At 72.4% G+C, this 23194-nt stretch carries 22 protein-coding genes; 12 read left to right on the forward strand and 10 right to left on the reverse strand.

What is annotated here, in order from left to right:
• Positions 1-6 precede the first annotated feature (6 nt).
• The 7 genes from F9C41_RS01185 (at position 7) to F9C41_RS01215 (ending at position 8889) form a co-directional block, all read left to right on the forward strand.
• The gene (locus F9C41_RS01185) at positions 7-951 is read left to right on the forward strand and encodes a cyclase family protein (RefSeq protein WP_155384704.1); all 945 of its coding nucleotides are present in this window, start codon (positions 7-9) and stop codon (positions 949-951) included.
• Position 952: 1 nt separating this feature from the next.
• Positions 953-2086 (forward strand): FUSC family protein, encoded by a 1134-nt coding sequence (locus tag F9C41_RS01190; protein WP_230689189.1) that lies wholly within the window; start codon positions 953-955, stop codon positions 2084-2086.
• A 140-nt stretch (positions 2087-2226) separates the two neighbouring features.
• The gene (locus F9C41_RS01195; protein WP_155384705.1) at positions 2227-3534 is read left to right on the forward strand and encodes an NAD(P)/FAD-dependent oxidoreductase; all 1308 of its coding nucleotides are present in this window, start codon (positions 2227-2229) and stop codon (positions 3532-3534) included.
• Entirely contained in the window at positions 3531-4940 is a 1410-nt protein-coding gene (gene zwf, locus F9C41_RS01200; protein ID WP_155384706.1) for a glucose-6-phosphate dehydrogenase, read from the forward strand. The genes F9C41_RS01195 and zwf overlap by 4 nt, the downstream gene beginning before the upstream one ends.
• Positions 4941-5028: 88 nt before the next feature.
• Positions 5029-6423 carry a cytochrome ubiquinol oxidase subunit I gene (locus F9C41_RS01205; RefSeq protein ID WP_155384707.1) on the forward strand — a complete coding sequence of 465 codons (1395 nt, stop codon included), beginning with the start codon at positions 5029-5031 and terminating at the stop codon, positions 6421-6423.
• Between the two features lie 7 nt (positions 6424-6430).
• A complete protein-coding gene (gene cydB, locus F9C41_RS01210) occupies positions 6431-7432 on the forward strand; it encodes a cytochrome d ubiquinol oxidase subunit II (protein WP_155384708.1) in 1002 nt (333 codons plus the stop codon).
• An 86-nt stretch (positions 7433-7518) separates the two neighbouring features.
• Positions 7519-8889, forward strand: coding sequence for an alpha/beta hydrolase domain-containing protein (locus F9C41_RS01215; protein WP_230689190.1), 1371 nt, complete (start codon positions 7519-7521; stop codon positions 8887-8889).
• Positions 8890-8935: 46 nt separating this feature from the next.
• On the opposite strand, the gene F9C41_RS01220 is transcribed toward F9C41_RS01215, so the two are convergent.
• The 6 genes from F9C41_RS01220 to F9C41_RS01245 form a co-directional block, all read right to left on the reverse strand.
• Complete coding sequence (locus F9C41_RS01220) at positions 8936-9322, reverse strand: DUF488 domain-containing protein (RefSeq protein WP_155384709.1); 387 nt, start codon at positions 9320-9322, stop codon at positions 8936-8938.
• 35 nt (positions 9323-9357) lie between these two features.
• Complete coding sequence (locus F9C41_RS01225; RefSeq protein ID WP_155384710.1) at positions 9358-10695, reverse strand: TolB family protein; 1338 nt, start codon at positions 10693-10695, stop codon at positions 9358-9360.
• Positions 10688-11158, reverse strand: a complete 471-nt coding sequence (locus F9C41_RS01230; RefSeq protein WP_230689191.1) for a sigma-70 family RNA polymerase sigma factor — start codon at positions 11156-11158, stop codon at positions 10688-10690. The genes F9C41_RS01225 and F9C41_RS01230 overlap by 8 nt, the downstream gene beginning before the upstream one ends.
• A 107-nt stretch (positions 11159-11265) precedes the next feature.
• Positions 11266-12159: an acyl-CoA desaturase gene (locus tag F9C41_RS01235; RefSeq protein WP_155385367.1), complete on the reverse strand. Its 894-nt coding sequence runs from the start codon at positions 12157-12159 to the stop codon at positions 11266-11268.
• Between the two features lie 166 nt (positions 12160-12325).
• On the reverse strand, positions 12326-12529 hold the full coding sequence (locus tag F9C41_RS01240; RefSeq protein WP_120322455.1) for a cold-shock protein: 204 nt from the start codon (positions 12527-12529) through the stop codon (positions 12326-12328).
• A gap of 280 nt (positions 12530-12809) precedes the next feature.
• Positions 12810-13976 carry an aminotransferase-like domain-containing protein gene (locus F9C41_RS01245; protein ID WP_196279574.1) on the reverse strand — a complete coding sequence of 389 codons (1167 nt, stop codon included), beginning with the start codon at positions 13974-13976 and terminating at the stop codon, positions 12810-12812.
• A 172-nt stretch (positions 13977-14148) separates the two neighbouring features.
• Here F9C41_RS01245 and F9C41_RS01250 point away from each other — a divergent pair, with 172 nt between their 5' ends.
• On the forward strand, positions 14149-14901 hold the full coding sequence (locus tag F9C41_RS01250; RefSeq protein WP_155384713.1) for an SDR family oxidoreductase: 753 nt from the start codon (positions 14149-14151) through the stop codon (positions 14899-14901).
• Positions 14902-14934: 33 nt separating this feature from the next.
• Here the strand turns inward: F9C41_RS01250 and F9C41_RS40555 are convergent, their stop codons facing one another.
• The 3 genes from F9C41_RS40555 to F9C41_RS01265 all read right to left on the reverse strand — a co-directional run bounded on the left by F9C41_RS40555 (position 14935) and on the right by F9C41_RS01265 (position 18617).
• Complete coding sequence (locus F9C41_RS40555; protein WP_196279575.1) at positions 14935-15420, reverse strand: hypothetical protein; 486 nt, start codon at positions 15418-15420, stop codon at positions 14935-14937.
• Between the two features lie 99 nt (positions 15421-15519).
• Positions 15520-17856, reverse strand: a complete 2337-nt coding sequence (locus F9C41_RS01260) for an ABC transporter permease (RefSeq protein WP_155384714.1) — start codon at positions 17854-17856, stop codon at positions 15520-15522.
• Complete coding sequence (locus tag F9C41_RS01265; RefSeq protein ID WP_155384715.1) at positions 17853-18617, reverse strand: ABC transporter ATP-binding protein; 765 nt, start codon at positions 18615-18617, stop codon at positions 17853-17855. The genes F9C41_RS01260 and F9C41_RS01265 overlap by 4 nt, the downstream gene beginning before the upstream one ends.
• Before the next feature lie 108 nt (positions 18618-18725).
• Between F9C41_RS01265 and F9C41_RS01270 the strand changes: the two genes are divergently transcribed.
• The 3 genes from F9C41_RS01270 to F9C41_RS01280 all read left to right on the forward strand — a co-directional run bounded on the left by F9C41_RS01270 (position 18726) and on the right by F9C41_RS01280 (position 21401).
• Complete coding sequence (locus tag F9C41_RS01270) at positions 18726-19955, forward strand: sensor histidine kinase (protein ID WP_155384716.1); 1230 nt, start codon at positions 18726-18728, stop codon at positions 19953-19955.
• The gene (locus F9C41_RS01275) at positions 19949-20584 is read left to right on the forward strand and encodes a response regulator transcription factor (RefSeq protein ID WP_230689306.1); all 636 of its coding nucleotides are present in this window, start codon (positions 19949-19951) and stop codon (positions 20582-20584) included. The genes F9C41_RS01270 and F9C41_RS01275 overlap by 7 nt, the downstream gene beginning before the upstream one ends.
• A gap of 70 nt (positions 20585-20654) precedes the next feature.
• Positions 20655-21401: a DUF4184 family protein gene (locus F9C41_RS01280; RefSeq protein WP_155384717.1), complete on the forward strand. Its 747-nt coding sequence runs from the start codon at positions 20655-20657 to the stop codon at positions 21399-21401.
• Positions 21402-21531: 130 nt separating this feature from the next.
• Here F9C41_RS01280 and F9C41_RS01285 read toward each other — a convergent pair whose 3' ends face one another.
• A complete protein-coding gene (locus tag F9C41_RS01285; protein ID WP_155384718.1) occupies positions 21532-21999 on the reverse strand; it encodes a DUF6220 domain-containing protein in 468 nt (155 codons plus the stop codon).
• 213 nt (positions 22000-22212) lie between these two features.
• Here F9C41_RS01285 and sigJ point away from each other — a divergent pair, with 213 nt between their 5' ends.
• On the forward strand, positions 22213-23166 hold the full coding sequence (gene sigJ, locus F9C41_RS01290) for an RNA polymerase sigma factor SigJ (protein ID WP_155384719.1): 954 nt from the start codon (positions 22213-22215) through the stop codon (positions 23164-23166).
• Positions 23167-23194 lie beyond the last annotated feature (28 nt).

Genomic DNA, 23194 nt, shown 5'->3' on the forward strand with positions numbered 1-23194 from the left:
GACGACATGGGCGACAACGGGCCTGCCTCGGGGACGGCCGGCTGGGATCCGGCCGAGTTCCCGGCATTCTACGAACGGCTGCGGCACCGCGCCGGCCGTTCCCCGGCCGACCGGCGGGGCGCGCTGAACCACATCACCCCCGAGACCGTCCGGGCCGCCGCCGGTGAGGTCCGGCTCGGCCGATCCGTGTCGCTCGCGGCGCCCGTGGAGACCGTCCCTGCGGCCGACAACCCGCAGCCCTCGACCCACGACATGATCAGCTCGCCGGCGGAGCATCGGAACAAACCCGGCCTGAACTTCGCCTACGACCGGCTGGCGATGAACATCCACGGCGACGCCGACTCCCACATCGACGCGCTTTGCCACGTCGTCTACGACGGCCTGATGTACAACGGCGTCGCGGCGGGCTCGACCGAGCCGGACGGCACCCCGGCGCTGTCCATCGACGTGGCACACGACGGCATCGTCGGCCGCGGCGTCCTGCTGGACATCCCGCGCGTGCGAGGCGTGCCCTGGCTCGAACCGGGCGAGCACGTCACCACCGCCGACCTCGCCGCGGCCGAAGAAGCCCAACACGTCCGGGTCGGGCCCGGTGACCTCCTGTTCGTCCGGGTCGGCCACCGTCACCGCCGCAACAGTCTCGGCCCGTGGGACGCGGCGGCGGCCCGGGTCGGGCTGCACCCCACAGCGCTGGATTTCCTGGCCGAGCGCAGGGTCGCCGTGCTGGGCAGCGACGGCAACAACGACACCGCACCGTCCGTCGGCGTCGAGTTTCCCGTGCACGTGCTCGCCATCAACGCCCTCGGCCTGCAGCTGCTGGACTACCTGCAGTTCGGCGAGCTGCGCGCACTGTGCGAACAGGAGAACCGGTGGTCGTTCCTGTGCGTCATCGCGCCGCTGCGGCTGCCCGCGGCCACCGGCTCCCCGGTCAACCCCATCGCGGTGCTGTGACGTGGCAGCCCCCGGCCGCCTCGGCATGCTGGCGGCGCGGTCCCGCACCACGCTGGCCGACCGGTGGGAGCGGGTCCGCGCCGCGCTGCTGATGGCCGTGCAGGCAGGCCTGGCCGCCGGCATCGCCTGGTTCGCCGTCCACAACCTGCTGGGACAGCCGGCCCCCTTCTTCGCGCCGATCGCCGCTGTCATCGTGCTCGGCGCATCGGTCGGGCAGCGGCTGCGGCGTGCCGTCGAGCTGCTCGTCGGGGTGGCGCTGGGCATTCTCGTCGGCGACGCCGTGATCGCGGTGATCGGCAGCGGGGCATGGCAGATCGGGCTGGGCGTGTCCGCGGCCATGCTCGCCGCGGTGTTCCTGGGCGGCGGCCCCGTGGTCGTCGTGCAGGCCGCGTCCACCGGCGTGCTGATCGCCACCTTCGCCGCGCCGACCGGCCAGTTCTTCTACAGCCGGTTCTTCGACGCGCTGATCGGCGGCCTGGTCGGTGTGCTGGTCATGGCTCTGCTGCTGCCGATGAACCCGTTCACCGTCGTCCGCCGGGCGGCCCGCCCGGCCTTGAACCTCGTCGCCGACGGGCTGCGCGGCTGCGCCACCGCGCTCGCCGAGCGCGACCGGCAGGCCGCCGCCGATCTGCTCAGCCGACTGCGCGAAGGCGAGGCCGACGTGGAGCACTTCCGGGAGGCGCTGGACGCCGCGCGTGAGACGGCGGCGATGGCCCCGGCGCGGTGGCGACACCGGGCGCCGCTCACCCAGTACGTCGACGCGCGGACCCACATCGACCGCGCGCTCGGCGACTGCCGGGGCCTGGCACGCCGAGCGGTGTCGATGCTGACCGACGCCGAGCCCGTGCCCGCCGAGCTGCCCGCGGCGATCCGCCTGCTCGCCGACGCGGTGGATTCGCTTCGCGACGAGCTGGCTGCCGGCACCGAACCGCTGCGCACCCGCGAACAGGCCAAAGCCGCGACCGGCCTGGCCGGTACGGCGTACCGGGCGGGTGTCGGCTTCTCCGGGGCAGTGGTCGTGGCGCAGATCAGGGCCACGGTCACCGACCTGCTGCGCGCGACCGGCCTGGACCAGGCGGCCGCGGAATCCGTCGTCCGGCACGCGGTCGGCGGGACGCGACCCGGTGACCGGTAGGCCTGGACATTGCCGCGTTACTCAGCGGCCGTTCGACGCAGAACCTATCGAAGTGAGGATTTCGCTGTTTATGCCATGTGATGATGCATCTGGGATTAAACGGACGCGGAGATCGCCGCCGGATGAATGACGGGGCGGGCATGGGTACGGAAGTCGACGTAGTCATCGTGGGCGGCGGGTTCGCCGGAGTGGCGTGCGCACAGCGCCTGGCCGGCCAGGCGGGTCTGCGGGTCGTGCTGCTCGACCGCACCGGATACCACCAGTTCCAGCCGCTGCTGTATCAGGTCGCGACCGCGGAGCTGACCTCCCAGGACATCCGCTTCGACCTCGTACGGATCTTCCGCGACAAGGCCGGTGTCGAGGTGCGCAAAGCCGACGTCACCAGCGTCGATCTGCAGGCCTTGACAGTCACCCTGGACGGTGGCGACACCCTGACCGCGCAATACCTGGTCCTGGCCGCGGGCGCCCAGCCCAACTTCTTTCACACGCCGGGGGCGAGGGAGAACGCGTTCCCGCTCTACAGCGTCGAGGACGCGCGGCAGGTGCGGGGCCGCATCCTCACCGTGTTCGAGGACGTCGCCCGCAATCCGCAGCTGGTCGACGAGGGTGCGCTCAACTTCGTGATCGTCGGCGGCGGGCCCACCGGCGTCGAGACCGCGGGCGCGCTGGCCGAGCTGATCCACGACGTGCTGCCGAGCGTCTACCCGACCGTGCCCGTGGGACACGCGCAGATCATCCTCGTGGACCTCGGCCACGCGCTGCTGTCCGGGTTCTCCGAGCAGGCCGGTGATTACGCGGCCAAGCAGCTGCACCGCCGCGGCGTGCAGCTGCGGCTGGGCACAGCGGTCAAGCAGGTCGATCCCGACTGCGTGACCCTCGCCGACGGCCAGGTGATCAAGACGCGGCTGGTGGTGTGGGGCGGCGGGGAGAAGGCCGCCGACGTCGCCGGCGCCTGCGGGCTGGCCGTCGGCCGCGGCGGGCGCATCGACGTCCAGCCCGACCTCACCGTGCCGGGCAACCCGCACGTCTACGCCCTCGGCGACATGGCGAACATTCCCTCGGGCGACGAGCCCGCCCTGCCGCAGCTCGGCAGCGTCGCCCAGCAGTCCGGCCGGTGGGCGGCCGACAACATCGTCGCCCAGATGGGCGGCAAACCGCCTCATCCGTTCCATTACCGCGACAAGGGCATCATGGCGATGATCGGCACCAAGGCCGCGGTCGCCGAGATCGGCCCGCACCGGCACGAGCTGCACGGCAGGTTCGCGTTCGTCGCGTGGCTGGGCGTGCACATGGAGCTGCTGGGCAACATCGGCGCCGAGCTCAAGGCGTACGTCGCCTGGGCGCAGGAGTTCTACCTGCGCCCCAACCACCGCCGCGCCGAGCTGCTCGACCCCTCGCGCATCGACACCCCGCGCATCGACTGGAACGAGAAGAGCGAATCGTCATGACCACAGCAGACACGCCCGCGACCGGGGCCGCCGACGTCTTCGTCATCTTCGGCATCAGCGGCGACCTGGCCAAGGTGATGACCTTCCACTCGCTGTACCGGCTGGAGGCCCGCGGGCTGCTGAACTGTCCGATCATCGGCGTGGCGGTCGACCCGTGGACCGCCTACGACCTGCGCGAACATGCCCGGTCGGCGATCGTGGACACGGGCGAGAAACTTGACGACGACGTGTTCGACCGCCTGCTCGGGCGCATGTCCTACCTCGGCGGAGACTTCGCCGACCCGGACACCTACGCCCGGGTCGAGGCCGCGATCGGCGACGCGCGCACGCCGGTCTACTACCTGGAGACCCCGCCGTCGCTGTTCGGCATGGTCATCAAGGGTCTGGCCAAGACGAAACTGATCCGCGGCGGCCGGGTCGTGGTGGAGAAACCGTTCGGCCACGACCTGGCCTCGGCGCGGGCCCTGGCCGACGAGCTGCACGCCTACGTCGACGAGGCGCAGCTGTACCGCATCGACCACTTCCTGGGCAAGATGGGCCTGGAGGAGCTGGTCTTCCTGCGGTTCGCCAACACGTTCCTGGAACCGGTGTGGAACCGCAACTACGTCGAGTCCGTGCAGATCACGATGGCCGAGAACTTCGGCGTCGAGGACCGCGGCCACTTCTACGACCCCGTCGGCGCGCTGCGCGACGTCGTCGTCAACCACCTGATGCAGCTGCTGTCGGCCGGCGCGATGGAGGCCCCGGCCGGCCCCGACCCGGCGACGATCAAGAACGCGCAGGTGGCGCTGTGGAAGGCGGTCGGCACCGCCGACCCGGCCCGGTACGTGCGCGGCCAGTACGACGGCTACCGCACCATCGACGGCGTCGCCGCGGACTCGACCACCGAGACCTACGCCGCACTGCGCCTGGACATCGACAACTGGCGCTGGTCGGGGGTGCCCTTCTTCATCCGCACGGGCAAGTGCCTGCCGATGACGCAGACCGAGTTCCGGCTGGTGTTCAAGAAGCCGCCGAAGCTGGGTCTGCAGCTGCCCTTCGATCGCGCCCCCGAAGCCGACCAGATCGTCGTCAGACTCGACCCGGCCATCGGCATCCGGTTCCGGTTCGAGGCCCGGCGCGCCGGCACCAAGGGGCCGCAGACCGTCGCCGCCGACGTGGACTTCGCCCATGCGGGCGGCGAGGGTGCCACGCCGTACGAGGTGCTGCTGGACGCCGCGCTGCGCGGCGACAGCACCCGGTTCACCCGCCAGGACGGCGTCGAGGAGACCTGGCGGATCATGCAGCCGCTGCTGGACGAGCCACCGCCGGTCCAGCCGTACGAGAAGGGCACGATGGGTCCCGCGGCAGCCGACCAGCTCGTCGCCGACCACGGCGGCTGGCAGCAGCCCTGGACCGAGTCATGACGCGGGCGGCCGTCCGCAGGGCCACGGCTCCGGCCCGTCTCACGGCCGCCGTCAGCCCGCCCACCCAGATTTCGGAGGCGTGTCAGCCATGTCCAACGTAGATCTGGCCCGGATCCAGTTCGCGATGACCTCGATCTACCACTTCATCTTCGTGCCGATCACCATCGGCTTGGCGTTCCTCACCGCGATCCTGCAGACCGTCTGGCACCGCACGGGCCGTGACGAATACCTGAGGCTGACCAAGTTCTTCGGCACCCTGCTGGTGATCAACGTCGCGGTCGGGGTGGTGACCGGCCTGGTCCAGGAGTTCCAGTTCGGCATGGACTGGTCGGCATACTCGCGCATGGTCGGCGACGTGTTCGGCGCGCCGCTGGCGATGGAGGGCCTGGCCGCGTTCTTCCTGGAGTCGACCTTCCTCGGTTTGTGGATCTTCGGCTGGGGCAAGCTGTCGCGCCGGATCCATCTCACCGCCATCTGGCTCGTCGCACTGGGCGCCGCCGGATCCGCGGCGTTCATCCTGGCCGCGAACTCTTGGATGCAGCACCCCGTCGGCTACGAGATCAACGCGACCACGGGCCGCCCGCAGCTCAACAACATCTGGGCGGTGCTGACCAACCCGGTGTTCCTGTGGGCGTACGCCCACGTGCTGCTCGCCGCGCTGGTCACCGGCTGCGTCGTCATGCTCGCGGTGTCGGCCTGGCACCTGCGGCGCCGCTCGGACTCCGAGCTCTTCGCCCGCTCGGCGAAGCTCGCCCTGGTCATCCTGGCCCCCGCCATGATCTTCCAGATGTTCATCGGCAGCGAGCTCGGCGTCGTCGAGGGCAAGTACCAGCCGATGAAGATCGCGGCCGCCGAGGCGCAGTGGACCACCTGCCAGCCGTGCTCCTTCTCGATCATCCAGATCGGCGGCGGTAAGCAGGACCAGACCCCCACGAAGATCATCGAACTTCCGCACCTGCTGTCGCTGCTCGCCACCAACCACTGGAACGGCCAGGTCGTCGGACTCAACGAGCTCAACGCCCAATACCAGCAGCAGTACGGGCCCGGAGACTACGTGCCCAACGTGTTCATCCAGTACTGGTCGATGCGGGTGATGGCGTACCTCGCCGTGGTGATCGTCCTGCTCGGGCTGTGGGGCCTGTGGTTGATGCGGCGCAAGCATCTGGAGAGATCACACCGGTTCCTGTGGCTGGCCATGTGGGCCCCGCTCCTGCTCTTCCTGATGAACACCGCCGGCTGGATGCTCACCGAGAACGGTCGCCAGCCCTGGATCGTGCAGGGCCTCATGCTGACCGAGAACGGCGTCTCACCGTCGATCAGCGCCACCACGGTCGCGATCAGCCTGACGGTGTTCTTCCTGCTCTACGCCGCGCTGACCGTCGTCTGGCTGGTGCTCATGCTGCGCTACGCCCGCAAGGCGCCGCCACCGACGGTGCCCGCCGCCGACGACGTGACCACGCCCGAGCCGACCTTCTCCTACTGAGGCCGCCATGACACTGCCCGACATCTGGTTCATCGCCGTCGCCGTGCTGTGGACCGGCTTCTTCATCCTGGAGGGCTTCGACTTCGGGGTCGGCATGCTGCACGGGGCCGTCGGGCGCGACGACGCCGGGCGGCAGACCGCGATCGCGACCATCGGACCGCTGTGGGACGGCAACGAGGTCTGGCTCGTCGTCGCCGCCGCGGCCATGTTCGCCGCGTTCCCCGGCTGGTACGCCACCATGTTCTCCGCCCTCTACCTCGCCCTGGTGCTGGCGCTCGTCGCGCTCATCGTCCGCGGCATGTCCTTCGAATACCGAAACAAGGACGCCCACCCGCGCTGGCGGCGCACCTGGAGCACCCTCATGACCGTCGGCAGCGTGGTCGCCCCGTTCCTGCTCGGCGTCGGGCTCGGCGACCTCCTGCACGGCCTGCCGATCGGCTCCGACCAGGAGTTCGCGGGCACCTTCGCCGACCTGCTACCGCCCTACTCGCTGTTCGTCGGGCTCACCTTCGTGCTGCTGTGCGCCCTGCACGGCGCCACCTTCCTGGCCCTGAAGACCACCTCCGACCTGCGTGAACGGGCGACCCGGCTCACCCGCCGGATCGCCCCGGTGACCGCGCTCGCCGTGCTGATCTACATCAGCTGGTCCCACGTACTGTCGGGGAAGGGCTTCTTCCCCAACGTCATCGAGATCGCCGCGGTGCTGGCCGTGCTGGCCGCCGCCTGGCTGGTCAAGGAAAACAAGGAAGGCTGGGCCTTCACCGCCACGACCTTCGCCATGGCCACCAGCGTGCTGGTCGTCTTCACCAACCTCTACCCGCGTGTCATGGTCTCCACCCTGGGCGCGGCCAACGACCTCACCCTGGCCAACACCGCCTCCGGCTCGTACGCGCTCAAGGTGATGACCGTCGTGCTCGTCGTGCTGCTCCCGGTGGTCCTGCTCTACCAGGGCTGGACCTACCACGTGTTCCGCCGACGCCTCAGCCAGAGCGACCTCCAGGACGAGTGAGGCGATCGATCAGGCCGGGTCTCCGGGATCGAGACCGGTGACATCGCCGATGCGGCCACCAGCGGATCCGGCCAGGATGTCGGTGTATGAGGCATCCTCGCGCGTACTACGCGGCCGTCGCCGCGGCTGTGATCGTGACGCTCGTCCTGGGCGTCCCCGCGACCGCCGACCAGCGGTCACCTGCCCCGTCCCCGGCGGTCTCCGGGCCGATCCCGGGCGCTGTGCCCGGCGACCGGCTCGCGGCGGCCGTCGAGGACACCTACCCGTTCTTCTCCACACCCGACGACCTGGCCGCGAAAGGCTACGTCGAGCGGGAGTTCTACCTGTCCGGGGTCGCCGACGGCTGGGACCTGCAGGGGGTGCAGGTCGCCACCGACGTGCCGTACCGGACCCGGGTAGTGGTCCGGCGTCCGGCCCGCGGCCACGGGTTCAACGGCACCGCGCTGGTCGAATGGCAGAACGTGACCGCGGGCTACGACCTGGACGCGCTGTGGAACGGCGAGGCGATGATGCGCGCCGGGTACGCCTGGATCGGTGTCTCCGCCCAGCGCGTGGGCGTCGACCAGCTACGCGGCTGGAGCCCCGCCCGGTACGGCGCCCTCGACGTCACCGGCGGCGGCCGCTACCTCGCGGACGAGCTGTCCTACGACATCTTCGCCCAGGCCGCGAAGGCCCTCGGGACGCGTGGATCGGGCTCGCCGCTGGGCGGGCTGGACGTCCGCACGGTCCTGGCCATCGGCGCATCGCAGTCCGCCGCCCGGATGACCGTCTACTACCAGAGCATCCTGCCCCAGGTCGAGCCGGTGTTCGACGGGTATGCGTTCATCGTCGGCAACGCGCCCACCCGGGTCGGCCCGGAGCCGGTGTTCCAGGTCTTGTCGGAGACCGACGTGCGCACCCCCGTCCGGCCGTCACCGGACACCGGACAGTTCCGCCGCTGGGAGGTCGCCGGAGGCGCGCACTCCGGCTGGCACGGCCAGCAGTACCGGGCCCCGATCTCGGTGCGCGACCTCGGCGCGGCGCCGGTCTACGACTGCGCCCAGCCGCCGTTCAGCCGCGTCCCGGTCAACCACGCCACCACGGCGGCCTACGACCATCTGGTGCGGTGGGTCCGCAAGGGCGTCGCGCCGCCGACCGCCCCGCCGCTGGTCTTCAACGCCGACGGCACCAAGGCGCGCGACAGCCTCGGCCTGGCGCTCGGCGGCATCCGGTATTCGCAGGTCACCGTGCCGACCGCGCGGAACACCGGGGACAACGCCGGGCAGTCGTTCTGCTTCCTGTTCGGCAGCCACCAGCCGTTCGACGAGGCCACGCTCGACCAGCTGTACCCCCACCGGGGCGGCTACCTGGCCCGGGTCGTCCGGGCCGACCTCGGCAACGTCCACGCCGGATACCTGCTGCCGGCGGACGCACGTGGCAACCTCCGTGAAGCGCTCGCCTCCGGCGTGGGCGGCTGAGGCAAGTCTGCACGCGGCGCTGACGCGGCACGGATTCCGTGTCGCGTCAGTCCTTTGCGGTCAGGTGCCGGGCGAGCACATCGACGTGGCTGCCGGGGAGCTCCTTCACCGCGGTCAGCAGGGTCACCGGGCCACGGTGCAGGGCCTGGCGGAGCTCGGCCAGCGCCTGCTGCGCGGCGGGATCGTCCAGCTCGGCGTCGTAGCGGGCCACGAACTCCTCGTGGCGCGCGTCGGGAGCTTCGTGGTACCAGCGGCGCAGCTCGTTGGACGGGGTGAGGTCCTTGGGCCATGACGCGATCTCGGCCCGCTCCTTGGCCAGGCCGCGCGGCCACAGCCGGTCCACCAGCACCCGCAGGCCGTCTTCGGGCGAGGGCGGGTCGTACACCCGGCGCATCCGCAGGTTCGCGGCGTCGGCAGCGCGTCTTGTCGGCATACGCCCATTGTCGGGCAGTTCGGCCCCGCGATGCGTCAGCGGCCCCGCAGCCGGACGACGCGGCGCACGGCGAGCGCCCCGACGGCGAGCGCGAGCCCGGCCAGGGCGGCGATCATCCAGGTCGGCCACGGGCCGCGGGCCGGGGAGACCGGTTCGACGGCGGCGACCGCGACGAGCCGTTCCGCGACGCTCGCGCCCGTCGAGTGCGTGAGCAGGCCGCTGTCGAAGGTGCTCAGCACGTCCACGCTGCCCGACGGGAGGTCGACGGCGGCGATGCCCACGTCCTCGATCCGGGCGAGCAACACCGTCGGCGAGCGCCAGCCGAGCAGCCAGGCCCGTTCGCCGGGGATCGGTACGGGCGGCTGGACGTCCCCACCGTCGGCCAAGCGGACCACGTGCACGCCGACGGCCTCGCCCGTGCCGCTGAACAGTATGGGATCACCGGCCGGCGTCCACCCGCCGAAGATTGAGTTCTCCGGTATGCGCATGGTCGCGGTGACCGCGCCGGTCGGCTCGACCACGGTCAGCCACGAGGTCGGCGCGCTGCTGCCGCGGTCCTGCACCGTGGGCACGCCGAGCCTGCCCGTGGCCGAGAAGCGGACCGAGTCGAGCGGGTCGAACACGATGTCGGGCACTGTGGTGAGGACGCCGGTGTCGAGGTCGAGCAGGGCCAGGGGGTAGCCGTCGGAGCCCTGGAAGCGGTCGGCCACCCGCTCGGCGGTGTCCTGCAGGGCCAGGGCGAGCCGGCGTCCGTCCGGCGACCACGCCTGCAGGTCGTAGGCCAGCGGGGCAGGCAGCGGGTAGTCCCGGCGCTGTCCGGTGACCAGGTCGAGGACGGGGATCTCGGTGGCGCCGCCGCGGCGGTCGCCGATCGCGACGCGCCGCCCGTCGGGGGACAGCAGCGCCTCGGCGGGGCTCCACTCCCCGTCGGCCTCGGTCGCGCCGCGCTCTTCGGCGAGGTCGATCCGGCGGTACGTCCGGCCGTCGCTGCCGACGACGACCGCCTGGGCCAGGCCGAAGAACGACCCGATCACGCGCTGTCGCAGCACGGCGATGCCCGGCCGGCCCAGCGGCGCCTCGGACAGCGAGGCGGTGAGCAGTGACATGGCGCCGAACTCCTGTGGCAGCACCGGAGCGGCGTCGGCGGCGGCGGGCCCGGCGGCGCCGTCGCCGCCGCGCAGTACGGGGACGAGGGCCACTGCGGCGATGACCGCGACCGCGACGGCGACCGGTGCGAGCAGGCGTGGCCGCCGCCGCGGGCCGGGGGCGGGCACGAAGCCGCGGCGTACGACGCTGGGCTCCTCGGCGATGACCCGGATCGCGGCCCGAACCCGGTGCTCCAGCGCTGCGCGCGTCGACGGCGTCTCACTCACCGAGGAACTCCTTCATCGTGGCCAGCGACCGGTGCAGCAGCGACTTGACCGTGCCGAGCCGGCAGCCCAGCGCCTCGGCGATCTCCGACTCGGGCAGGTCGAGGTAGTAGCGCAGGAAGACGGCGGCCCGCTGGCGGGGGCGCAGCCGGCGCAGCGCGGCGCGCACGGCGGTGACATCGGCGTACGCGGGCTCGTGGCCGTCGGCGAAGACGCCGGCGTGGCGGCGTTCGAGCACTCTGCGCCGCACCCACGAGGTGCACCGGGAGATCACCGCACGGCGCAGGTAGGCGGCCGGCTGCTGCACGTGGGCACCCTGCCGGTACCACGCCGCGAAGACCTCCTGCACCACGTCCTCGGCGGCGCCGACGTTGCCGGTCGTCATGTAGGCGAGCCGGACGAGCCCGGTGTACTCCTGCGAGTACACCGAGTCGAACGCCGCCGGCTCGATAAGGGTCGCTTGCACCTGCACATCCTGCTGGGCGCACGACGGGCCCGAAAGGTTCCACCCCGCTTCGGTGCGGACCGCGGGGCGAGGGTCCGCCGACCGCCTGCGGCGCGGTCGGGTGTGCGCTACCGAGCGCGCTTCGCGTCGAGTCGCTCGGCCACGGGCCAGCGCACGTCGCGGGCCAGCCGGAGCTTCTCGAAGATCCAGATGAGCCTGGCGGCGGGGTCGAGCTGGCCGCGCAGCACGCCGTGGCGGGCTCCGGTCGGATCGGCGTGGTGGGAGTTGTGCCAGCTCTCACCGAACGACAGGATCGCCAGGGGCCAGAAGTTGGTGGCCCGGTCCTTGCTCACGAAGGGCCGGTCGCCCACCACGTGGCAGATGGAGTTCACGGACCAGGTGACGTGGTGCAGCACCGCCATCCGGACCAGCCCGGCCCAGAAGAAGGCGCTCAGCGCGCCAGCCCAGGTGCCGGTGACCAGGCCGCCGATCAGGGCGGGGGAGAGCAGCGACACCGCGACGAGCGGGCCGAAGAGGCGGTCGACCACCCGGATGTCGCGGTCGGCGACCAGGTCCGGGGCGAAGCGCTCGCGGTTGCTCACCTCACGGCGGAACATCCAGCCGATGTGGGCGTGGAACAGGCCCTTGAGCACCGCGACGACGCTGGTGCCGTAGCGCCAGGGGGAGTGCGGGTCGCCTTCACGGTCGGAGAAGGCGTGGTGGCGACGGTGGTTGGCGACCCACTGGGTCGGCGAACCCTCGACCGCGAGCGAACCGGCCACGGCCAGCGCGATGCGCAGCCCACGTCGTGCCTTGAACGATCCGTGGGTCAGGTGCCGGTGGTACCCGGCCGCGATGCCGAACCCGCTGATCAGGTAGGTGGTGATGGCCAGTGTCAGATCGACGCCGGACAGCCCCCAGCCCCACGCGATCGGGATGGCGGCGAGCAGGCCGATGAACGGGGTGACCACGAAGATCCAGATCGCGATCGCGCCGGCCCTGGTCTGCGGAGCGGCGAGCATCGGCTTGGGTTCGTTCACGGTGCGGGGGGCATCGAGGCGGTCGACGACCGCCGGCGGACTGGTCGCGCCCATGCGACTCCTGTCTGAGAGACGGTGGTGGAGTTCGTGCCTGGATAAGCGACACGGCCGGGAGCCCATCGGGTTCCCGGCCGTGATCACGGATTACTCAGAGGACGCGAACGCCCGCTGCCTGCGGACCCTTCTGGCCCTGCACGATGTCGAACTCAACCTTCTGGTTCTCCTCGAGGCTGCGGAAGCCGTTCGACTGGATCTCGGAGAAGTGGACGAAGACGTCGGCGCTGCCGTCGTCGACGGAGATGAAGCCGAAGCCCTTGTCAGCGTTGAACCACTTCACGGTGCCCTGTGCCATGTTGTCTCCTCCTTGGGAGTGGGGTGCCGCACTCTGCGACATCCCCTAGCCGTTTGTCCCAGCGGCAACATCTGCCCCAAGAGGAAGACGAAACCACCCGCGCGACCTGATCCAGCGGGTGTCAAAAAGATCGACTACTGAACGCGCGAAATTACGACCTGGATCAACACAACTCTCCCACGTCGGCTCTTATTCCCGGCAAGCGGAGTCCGGCCCGCCGAAAATACAGCCCTGACCAGGGTAAACCTGGACGCCTGCGCACCCCGGCCGGCGTCGGGGATCACCGGGCCCGTGCACTGTCCACCGCCGCTCCGAGTCGGGCGGCGGCCTCCTGGAGCTCGCCCGGCGGCAGCATGGAGAACGACAGCCGGACGGCGCCTCCGCCGCCGGCGCCGTCGGCAAAGAACCGCCGGCCTTCGACGTACGCCACCCCGTGCGCTTCGGCGACCGGTGCGAGCGAGCGCGCCGTGACCGGCGGGGGCAGCTCGGCCCACAGGAACCAGCCGCCGCCCGGCACCGAGATCCGCAGGTCCGGCGCGGACGTGCGCAAACCTGCGAGGAGCGCGTCGCGCTGCGCGGCGTAGTGCCCGCGCACCGCCGCGACGTGGCGTCGGTAGGCGCCGGACGTGCCGAAGGTCGCCATGGTCAGGGCGGTGGTGTGGTTCACACCGCCCCCGCTGTGGATGTAGCCCAGGCCGGTCAGCCGGCGTACGAAACCGTCGTCGGCGTTGATCCATCCCAGCCGGAGGCCGGGCGCGACGGTCTTGGCGAAGGTGCCCAGCCGGACGACCGTGCCCCGCTCGGCCAGGCTCCACAGCGACGGCGGGGCCGGGCCGTCGTACGCCAGCTCGCGGTAGGTGTCGTCCTCCACGATCGTGAGCCCGGCGCGTCGGGCGAGGCCGACCAGTTCGACCCGGCGCTCGTGGGGCAGGCAGCGGCCGGTCGGATTGGCGAACGTGGGGACGATGTACAGCATCGGGACCCGGCGCCCATCGCGCGCCAGCCGTTCCAGCAGCTCCGCCGTACGGGCCGGATGCACTCCCTGGCCGTCGGTCGGCACGCCGACCAGTTCGGCGCGCCGGTCGCGCAGGGTCGGGAAGGCGAGGTGATAGGTCGGCGAGTCGACCAGCACCACGTCACCGGGATCGACAAGCAGGTCGGCGACCAGCGCGAGTCCGTGCGACGCGCCGTTGGTGACGAAGATCTCCGACGTCCGTGTGCTGCCGTGGTCGCCGTCGCCGAGGTGGTCGGCCAGCCACTCGATGAGGGGACGCGGCCCCGGCGCCGCTCCATAGGTCAGCGCCTGCCACCCGTGTTCGCGCAGCGCCGTCCGGCCGGCCGCCGACCATTCCTCGACGGGCAGCAGCGCGGGCAGTGGATGGCCCCAGCCCAGGTCGACGATGCCGGGCCGGGGAACGTACTGGATGACCGCGCCGGGGGTGTCCACACCGCCACGATAAGCCCCCTCTCGGCGCAATGATCGTTTCGGATCCGTGCTCACCCGCGGCGGACCTTCGCACCATGGGCCACGGGCCGGGTCTCCTGCACTAGAGTCGTCGCTGAGCAGCACTTTCGTCTGAACGCCGGCATCGTGATCCCGCACCGGCCGAGGGGGAACCGTGGCCACCGCACCCGCCGCCCAGCAAGCATCCGCGCTCACCGGCAAGGCGGTCGTCGTGATCGGCGGCAGCGCCGGCATCGGGCTCGAAACCGCGCGGCTGGCCCGAGCAGAGGGCGCCGAGGTCATCCTGACCGGCCGCGATCCCGATCGCCTCGAGCGGGCCGCGGCCGAACTCGGCGCGCAGCGCAGCGCGGCGTTCGACGCCACCGACCCGGCCGCCCTCGCCGGGTTCTTCCAGGAACTGCCCGGACCCGTCGACCATGTGATGATCACCGCCGGTCGCCCGTACTACGGCCTGCTGGCCGACATGGACGTCGAGCAGGCACGCCGTTCCTTCGACGAGCACATGTGGCTGCCCATCAACGTGGCAAGGCTGGCCGTCGGCCGGGTTCGGCCCGGCGGGACGCTCATCTTCATGGGCGGCACGGGCGCCCGCCGCCCGCGGCCGGGCCTGACGATCGCCGCGATGGGCACCGCCGCGCTGCCCGCCATGACCGCCAACCTCGCCCTCGAACTGGCGCCGATCCGGGTCAACCTCATCGCCGCCGGGTTCGTCGACACGCCGCTGTCCGCGCAACTGCTCGGCGCGGACCTCGACGAGCGCCGCGACCAGCTGCGCGCCACGCTGCCCATCCGGCGTGTCGTCGGACCCGCCGACGTCGCCGCGCTCGCCGTGCACATCATGACCAACACCGCAGTCACCGGCGCGGCCTACGACATCGACGGCGGCCAGCAGCTGCTCCCCGGCTGACGGCGCGCAGCCGACCGCCCCGCTCGGGTCGCCTCAGAGGGCGTCCACGACATTTTTGGCCTCGCGCAGGCCCATCCCGGTGTGCTGGCGTACCAGCTTGATCGCCTCGATCGGCCGGCCCTGCTGCTTGAGGTTGCGGGCGTTCGTCATCAGGTCCGGGCCGAGCACCGGGTGGACCGGCTGCCCGGTCATCCCCGCCGTCGTCGGCGTGCCGCCGGCCGCGATCAGCTCGACGGCCTTGACCGCGTCGGCGAGCGAGGTTCCCGTGGCGTCCCGCCAGAGCTTCACCGCGGGGATCTTCTGGCGCTGGTTCATCAGCAACCGCACCTGCTGCACCAGCGCGTCGCCCTCGGCGGTGGGCTGCCCGGCGGCCTTGCGGGCCGACCGGGCGTGTTCGGCGTCCCGGGCGGCCAGCGCGGATCCGAGCAGGTCCGTCGGGTCGTGGCGCCGACGCCGGGCGACCAGCATGCTGATGACGACGAGCAGCACCACGATGACGGCTATCAGGAACCCGGTCATGGGCACACGCTACCGGGCGGCCGCCCGTTGCCGCCCGCCCGCGAGCGGCCCACGTCCGGCTGTGGACGCGGGCCACTCGCCGCGCAGGTCGACGGAGTGTCACCGTGCCCGGCGACTTGATGCCCGCCGGGTCACCGTCAGCGATGCCATCACCGCCACGACGGCCGTGGCCAGCACCGTCGCCGCTGTCACCGGCCAGTGCAGACGCAGCGCGACCGGCACGCCGACCTCCTGTTCGAGGCCCGCGGCCATGCCCAGCAGCGGCGGTACCGTCACCGCCAGGCCGAGCCCCGCGCCCAGCGCCACCACCAGCAGCGCTTCGGCCGCCGCGTAGCGCAGCGCCTGCCGTGGCGTGGTCCCGGCGCGGCGCAGCACCGCCAGGTCCGGTCGCCGGCTCTCGGCCGACATGGCCATCGTGTTGACGACCGCGATACCCGTGTAACCGACCGACAGCGCGATCAGCACCGTCGCGAACAGCCACAGCAGCCGGCTGTCCTCGCCGCTCTCGCGGTCGGCGTACGCCTTCGCGTCGAGCACCTCGACGCCGGGCAGCCCGGCCAGCGCGGCGGCGTCGACCCCGACCACCGACGCGGCCAGCGCGGACGGGTCGTGCCGGCGGACCAGGTCCCGCGGCAGGATCAGATCGTCGTCGACCTGACCGTCGGGCGTCACCTTGGCGATGGTCAGCCGCTCGGTGAGCCCGTCGGCGAAGACCACGGTGACGGAATCGCCGACCCGCACGCCCAGCGCGTCGGCGACACCTGCCGCGACGCTGACCGGGCCGGTCGCGGTGCCGAACGCGGCGACGGACATCCCCTCGGCGTACACCCGGCTCGGCAGCACCGCCCTGCCGCCCGCGGCGAGCGCGGCGTCGGTCAGGCCCGGGGTGCGGTCGGGCACCGCGACGGTGACGCCGGCCAGCTTCGCGGCCTGCCCGGCCGGGTACGCCTCCCGCATGGTGGAGACCATGCCGGACAGCAGCACCGCGAACCCGACGGTGGCGATCACCGGGGCGGCGGTCGCGGCGGTGCGGCGGGCGGCGGTCAGCGACTCGGCCCGCACCAGCATCAGCCCCGCCCCACGGACGTTGCGCAACGGCCAGGAGACCAGCCGCACCAGCGGCGGCAGCGCGACCGGGGCCAGCAGCGACGCGGCGGCGATGAGCGCCATCGCCGCGAACAGCGCCGCGTTGACCCGCTCGTCGGCCGCGGCGGTGGCGGTGCGAACGGCGAGGAAGCCGCCGAGCACGAGCGCGCCGCCGCCGAGCAACCAGCGGCCCGGCCCCATGGCCCGTGCCTCGACCGCGGCTTCGCGCAGCGCGGCCATGGGCGGCACCTTCGCGGCACGGCGGCCGGCCGCGTACGCGCCGACCAGCGCCACGCCGACGCCGACGGCGACCGCCGCGAGCACCGGCATGAGCTGCGGCCGGACCTGCAGCCCGGGATCGGCCAGGCCCCACCGCACCAGCAGGCGACCTGCGGGTCCGGCCACTGCGGTGCCCAGCACCGCCCCGGCGATGCCACCGGCCGCCCCGACAAGCAGTGCCTCGCCCAGCACGGTGCGCCTGACCTGGCGCGGCGTCGCCCCCACGGTACGCAGCAGGCCCAGCTCACGCCGCCGCTGCGCGACGTTGAGGGCGAACGTCGACGCGACGACGAACACGGTCACGAACACGGCCAGGCTCGCCATCGCGATCAGCAGCTGGGTGCCCAGCCAGCGTGTCTTGGCCTGCTGCACCGGTTCCAGCGCGGCCCGCTGCTCGCCGGTCGCGACGACGGCCGCGGGCGCTGCCGTGCGCGCGGCGTCGGCGACCGCGGCCGGATCCGCACCGGAACGCAGCAGCAGTGCGATTACCGGCACGCCCGGCGACAGCCGCGCCGCCGCATCGTCGGACAGGTACACGCCCGGCCCGCCGACCAGCCCCGTGACGGTCACCTCCACCGGACCGCGGGCGGTCAGCATCGTGGTGCGCGCACCGACCGCGAGCCCGGACGCGACGTCCGCGGCGACCTCGCCGTCGGTGTCCGGGGCCGCCCCGTCGACCAGGGGGTACGCGCCCAGCGCGGCACTGGACCACCCGTGCCCGGCTGCGGCGTCCTCGGGATCGCCGACTGGCGCGCCGTCGACGATGAGCTGGGCGTAGAACGACCGGTCGGGCACCGCCGCCGCGACCCCCGGCAGCCCGGCCAGGCGCTGCGCCAGCGCGACGGCGTCCGGGCCCGCCCAGGGCCGCACGCCGCTGCCGACGCCCGCCGCGTCCGGTGCGACCGGCCCGTGCACCAGCACCGGCGTGGCGGCCAGCCGCTGCGGCGTACGCGGCAGCGCCGACATGTGCACGAGCAGCGTCATCGCGATCAGCGCGACGCCCAGCGTGAGACCGGCGAACGTGCCGGCCAGCGACGCGACCCGGCCGCGCACCGCGGCCAGCGCGATCATCGCTGCTCCAGACGTGCCATCAGGCCGGCGATCTGCTCGGCGCGGCCGGGCATCCGCGCGGCGCCGCCGAGCCGGTCGGCGACCTGCCCGTCGCGCAGCAACACCACCTCGTCGGCGTACGAGGCGGCGACCGGATCGTGGGTCACCATCACGACCGTCTGCCCGTGCCCGTCCACCGCCGCCCGCAGCAGACCCAGCACCTCACGCGAGGCGGTCGTGTCCAGCGCGCCGGTCGGCTCGTCGGCGAAGACCACATCCGGGCGGGTGATCAGCGCACGGGCGATGGCGACCCGCTGCTGCTGCCCACCGGACAGCTCGCTCGGCCGGTGCGCGGCCCGGTCGGCCAGGCCCACCTCGGCGAGCGCGGCCCGCACCGCCGCCGCGGCCGGGCGGCGACCTGCCAACCGCAGCGGCAGCTCCACGTTCTGCGCCGCCGTCAGCGACCCGACCAGGTTGAACGCCTGGAACACGAAACCGATCCGCTCGCGGCGCAGCACGGTGCGCCGGTGTTCGCTGAGCCCGCCCAGGTCCACGCCACCGACACGCACCGCGCCGGCAGTGAGCCGGTCCAGGCCCGCGGCGCACTGCAGCAGGGTGGACTTGCCGGACCCCGAAGGCCCCATCACCGCCGTGAAGGTCCCGGTCGCGAAGGCCAGCGTCAGGTCGTCCAGCGCGGTCACGGACTGGTTCCCGGCGCCGTACACCTTGCGGGCCCCGACCAGCCCGACCGCCTCGGCGACAGGGGAATGTGTGATCGTCATGCCGACCAGTCCACCGCCGCGGACGGCCCCGCGCATTGGCGCGGACGGGAGTCCACAGGTAGTGCGTGCACTACCGTCACGAGATCAACCGGCGGGTACCGTCTAGCCGTGCACACCCGTACCGCCTGGCAGGCCCTGGCGCAGCGGCCACTGCGGTTCCTGACCTCCGCGTGGCCGTGGCGCTCGCTGGCCTACCTGGTCTCCGGTGTGCTGGCCGGCGGCCTCGTCGGCGCGGTCGTGCTGCTGCTCGCCGCGGCCGGGCTCGTCCTGCTGATCGTGCTGGTCGGGGTGCTGGCGATCCTGGCGCTGCTGCTGTCGGGCATCTACGTCGCCCGGTTCGAACGCTGGCGGCTGCGCCTGGTCGACCTCGACCCGGCACCCGACCCGCACCAGCAGCCGACCGAACCGGGGCTGCGGGCCTGGCTCACCACCCGGCTGCGCGAACCCGCGACCTGGCGCGAACTGGGCTTCACCGCGCTGTCCCTGGTCGGGCTGTGGTGGATGGACCTCGGCGTGCTGTTCGGCGCGCTCGCCGTGCCCGTAATCGTGATGTTGTCCCCGGTCGACGACTCCGACGTGTGGGGCCTGGCCATCCTCGGGTTCATCCTGCTGCTGCCCGCCCCGTACACCATCACCGCCTGGGCCGGCGCCCGCGCCGCCTTCACCCGCGCCGTGCTCGCCCCGCGCGACGACGAGCTCGGCGCGCAGCTGCGCGAGGTGCGCGCCTCCCGCGCCCGGCTGATGGACGCCTTCGAGCTGGAGCGCCGCCGCATCGAACGTGACCTGCACGACGGCGCCCAGCAGCGGCTGGTGTCGCTGAGCGTGCAATTGGGCCTGGCCGGGCTCGACGCCGAACCCGGCTCGCCCGTCGCCCAGCACCTGGCCGCCGCGCAGGAACAGGTCGCGCTGACCCTGCAGGAGCTGCGGGCGCTGATCCGCGGCGTACACCCGCAGGTGCTCACCGACCACGGCCTCGGCGACGCCGTCGGCGAGCTGGCGACCCTGTCACAGGTGCCGGTGCAGGTCGACATCCGGCTGCCGCACCGCCTCCCCGCACCGGTCGAGGTGACCGCGTACTACGTGGTCGCCGAGGCGCTGGCCAACATCGCCAAGCACAGCCGTGCCGAACGGGCCGAAGTGACCGGGCGACTGCACACCGACCTGCTCGTACTGGAGATCCGTGACGACGGCGCCGGTGGCGCGGACGCCGGCGCGGGCAGCGGACTGGCCGGCCTCGCCGACCGGCTGTCCGTGCTCGACGGACGGATGCGCCTGTCCAGCCCGCCCGGCGGGCCGACCCTGCTGCACGTGGAGGTGCCGTGCCACTCCGGATCGTGATCGCCGAGGACAGCGTGCTGCTTCGCGAGGGCCTCACCAGCCTGCTGGAACGTTTCGGCCACACCGTCGCCGCGGCCGTGGGCGACGCCCCGGCCCTGGTCGCCGCCGTCACCGCGGACCGTCCCGACCTGGTCGTCACCGACGTGCGCATGCCGCCCGGCCACAGCGACGACGGCCTGCGCGCCGCCGTCACCCTGCGCCAGGCCGACCCCGGGCTGCCCGTGCTCGTGCTCAGCCAGTACGTCGAGCAGTCCTACGCCGCCAAGCTGCTCGACACCGGCGATGGCCACGCCGTCGGCTACCTGCTCAAGGACCGCGTCGGCGCGGTGGCGGAGTTCGCGCGGGCGGCCGAGCGGGTCGCCGCCGGAGCCACCGTCGTCGACCCCGAGGTCGTGCGGCAGCTGCTGCGCCGCCGGCAGGACCCGCTGCAGCGGCTCAGCCCTCGCGAGCGCGAGGTCCTGGAGCTGATGGCCCAGGGCCAGGCGAACGCGGCCATCGCCCGCGGCCTGTTCGTCACCGAGGCGGCCGTCAACAAACACGTCAGCAGCATCTTCACGAAACTCGACCTGCCCCCGGCCGGTGACCAGCACCGGCGGGTCCTGGCGGTGCTCGCGTTCCTGCGCGCGTGACCCGTCCCGGCGCTCCGGGGACGTGAGCCGGGGCATCCCTGTGGACGCGGGTTCGCCTAGGCTGCGGCACATGCCCTTCACCGGAGGTCATCCAGCGGCCGTGCTGCCGCTCGTCCGAAGCGGTCTGCCGGCCTCAGCCCTCGTGATCGGCACCGTCACGCCCGACCTGCCGATGATGCTGCCCATCCCCGAGGTGGTCCACTTCGCACACACGCCACTCGGCCTGGTCACCGTGGACCTGGTCCTCGGCACGATCGTGTTCCTCCTGTGGCAGGTGTTCTTCGGCCCGGCCGTGCTCGTCATCGCGCCGCGCGCAGTCGTCGCCCGCCTGCCCGAGGAGGTGCCCCGCGGCCTCGCGTTCCATCTGGCGAGCTGGAGCCGCGCCGGCCGGGTGCTCGCGGCCGTACTGATTGGCGCGGCGACCCACCTCATCTGGGATGGCGTCACCCACGACTGGATGTGGGGCCCGCAGTACGTTCCGTGGCTGGCCGCCCGGCACGGCTCCCTGCTGGGATGGGAGTGGGTGCAGCGGTTCAGCGACGTCGCCGGGTCCGCGATCGTGGTCGGCTGGCTCATCGCGTGGTGGCGGCGCACACCCGAACGTGCCGAGGTCAGGCTGATGCCGTTGCGAATCCGGGTCGCGGCGTGGTCGGTGATCCTGTGTCCGGCCGCCGTCGGTTTCCTGTACTGGCTGCTGGCCGACTCGCTGTTCGCGGCGTTCGCCCGGGGTGCCGGGCCGGGCGTGGTCGGCCTCGTTTTCGTCACCGTGACCTGGTGGCTGCGCACCCGGCGGCCCGCCGCACGTTACCAAGATTGATTTGCCGGAGCGCGGCTTTCGTAATGGTGCGGCGAGCCCGGCCACCGCCGTCCCGGAGACGGCGAGATGTCCCCGCGTCACTCCCCAGGACGGCGAAGGACTACCGCCACCTCGACGGCAGGAAGTCCCGTCACGCGACCGTCGCTTCGGCTGCCCCTGTCACGGGCGCGACGTCGCCGGTCCCGGTTCCGCGAGCGGTCTGCGTGGACTTCGACAGCGTCCACGCCTGCCGGGCGACCACCGCGACCACGGCCATCAGGGCCAGACCACCGATCGCGTGCAGCCCGAAGACGAGCCCGCCTACGGTGCCGTCACCCGCGTCGCCGAACGCCCTGGCGACCTTCGCGATCACCACCTGGACGGCGGTCAGGCCGGCGACCAGAGCGGTCGTCGCGATGAGCCGACCCGGCATCCGGCCCAGCGCGGCGACGGCCGCCATCAGCAACGGCAGCAGGAAGATCACATATCCCAGCGCATGATGGGGCCGGTAGGCCGCGTCGTCGGTCGCGACGCCGAACGCGCCGCTCGCGGCGAAGTAGAACTCCGCCAGCACGACCAGCATGAGCAGGGCCGCCAGTGCGGCAAAGGTCTTACGCATCGAGTACTCCTCGAGGATCGTCGGGTGAACGGGCCACGCCGGATCGGGGTGCCCGACTGGGCGGCCCGGCGATCCCGCGTGCAGGATGGTGTCCCGTCAGCCCGACGACGCGGCCGCCGGGATTGTGAGGTCACTGCGACGCAGCTCACCATCCGGTGCGCCGTTTCGTAGCACCGGTGAGAGCAGCGCGCTTCCGAAGGAGTCGGCGAGACCATGGACATCCGATCCGAGCCCGGCGAAATCGGGGCCGATCCGGACCTGAGCGCGATCATCGGCGAACGCCGTCAGCTGCTCAACCTCGCGTACCGGCTCCTCGGCTCGTTCAGCGAGGCCGAGGACGTCGTGCAGGAGACGTATGCCCGCTGGTACGCCATGTCCCCGCAGCAGCAGGAGGCCGTCGAGTCGCCCGGCGCCTGGTTGACGACGGTCGCCGGTCGCGTCTGCCTGGACCTGCTCGGGTCGGCAAGGGCCCGGCGGGAGCGCTATGTGGGCGAGTGGGTCCCTGAGCCGCTGCCCGGTCGTGCCGAGTGGATCGGCAGCAGGTCGGGCGGGGGCACGGCCGACCCGGCCGACCGGGTCACCCTCGACGAGTCGGTCAGCATGGCCTTCCTCGTCGTGCTCGAACAGATGACCCCGGCCGAGCGGGTCGCGTTCGTCCTGCACGATGTCTTCTGCCACTCCTTCGCCGAAGTGGCCGAGATCGTCGGCCGTACGCCGGCGGCCTGTCGCCAGCTGGCCTCCTCGGCCCGCCGGCGGGTCCGCGCCTCGCGTGCGCAGGCCGATCCGGCGGCCCAGCAGGCGCGCCTGGTCAGGGACTTCAAGCAGGCGTGGGAAGCCAAGGACATCGACGCCCTGATCAGGCTGCTCGACCCCGCCGTCACGATGACCGCCGACGGCGGCGGCCTGGTCAGCACCGCGCTCGGCGCGATCGAGGGCAGCGCGCAGGTGGCCCGCTACGCCGTCCGGATCGCCGACTGGGCGCCCGCGATGGAACTCCTGGAGCGCACCGTCAACGGCCGGCCGGGCCTGGTGGCACAGCAGGACGGCGTCATCGTGACGGTGGCGGCGTTCGCCGTCGCAGGTGGCCGGATCAGGCAGATCTGGGCGGTCCGCAACCCCGACAAGCTCCGGCTCTGGACGGCAGGGGACGCCGCCCGACCGGAGTGAGCCGAGACGCGACGGTCACCGAGCCCGC

Source organism: Catellatospora paridis (genome assembly GCF_009720365.1).
GTDB lineage: Bacteria > Actinomycetota > Actinomycetes > Mycobacteriales > Micromonosporaceae > Catellatospora > Catellatospora paridis.

Bases quoted from the DNA above. Each gene is read 5' to 3' on its own strand.
- F9C41_RS01185 (WP_155384704.1), top strand. From the start codon at position 7: ATGGGCGACAACGGGCCTGCCTCGGGGACGGCCGGCTGGGATCCGGCC.
- F9C41_RS01195 (WP_155384705.1), top strand. From the start codon at position 2,227: ATGGGTACGGAAGTCGACGTAGTCATCGTGGGCGGCGGGTTCGCCGGA.
- zwf (WP_155384706.1), top strand. From the start codon at position 3,531: ATGACCACAGCAGACACGCCCGCGACCGGGGCCGCCGACGTCTTCGTC.
- F9C41_RS01205 (WP_155384707.1), top strand. From the start codon at position 5,029: ATGTCCAACGTAGATCTGGCCCGGATCCAGTTCGCGATGACCTCGATC.
- cydB (WP_155384708.1), top strand. From the start codon at position 6,431: ATGACACTGCCCGACATCTGGTTCATCGCCGTCGCCGTGCTGTGGACC.
- F9C41_RS01215 (WP_230689190.1), top strand. From the start codon at position 7,519: ATGAGGCATCCTCGCGCGTACTACGCGGCCGTCGCCGCGGCTGTGATC.
- F9C41_RS01220 (WP_155384709.1), bottom strand. From the start codon at position 9,322: ATGCCGACAAGACGCGCTGCCGACGCCGCGAACCTGCGGATGCGCCGG.
- F9C41_RS01235 (WP_155385367.1), bottom strand. From the start codon at position 12,159: ATGCTCGCCGCTCCGCAGACCAGGGCCGGCGCGATCGCGATCTGGATC.
- F9C41_RS01240 (WP_120322455.1), bottom strand. From the start codon at position 12,529: ATGGCACAGGGCACCGTGAAGTGGTTCAACGCTGACAAGGGCTTCGGC.
- F9C41_RS40555 (WP_196279575.1), bottom strand. From the start codon at position 15,420: ATGACCGGGTTCCTGATAGCCGTCATCGTGGTGCTGCTCGTCGTCATC.
- F9C41_RS01260 (WP_155384714.1), bottom strand. From the start codon at position 17,856: ATGATCGCGCTGGCCGCGGTGCGCGGCCGGGTCGCGTCGCTGGCCGGC.
- F9C41_RS01265 (WP_155384715.1), bottom strand. From the start codon at position 18,617: ATGACGATCACACATTCCCCTGTCGCCGAGGCGGTCGGGCTGGTCGGG.
- F9C41_RS01280 (WP_155384717.1), top strand. From the start codon at position 20,655: ATGCCCTTCACCGGAGGTCATCCAGCGGCCGTGCTGCCGCTCGTCCGA.
- F9C41_RS01285 (WP_155384718.1), bottom strand. From the start codon at position 21,999: ATGCGTAAGACCTTTGCCGCACTGGCGGCCCTGCTCATGCTGGTCGTG.
- sigJ (WP_155384719.1), top strand. From the start codon at position 22,213: ATGGACATCCGATCCGAGCCCGGCGAAATCGGGGCCGATCCGGACCTG.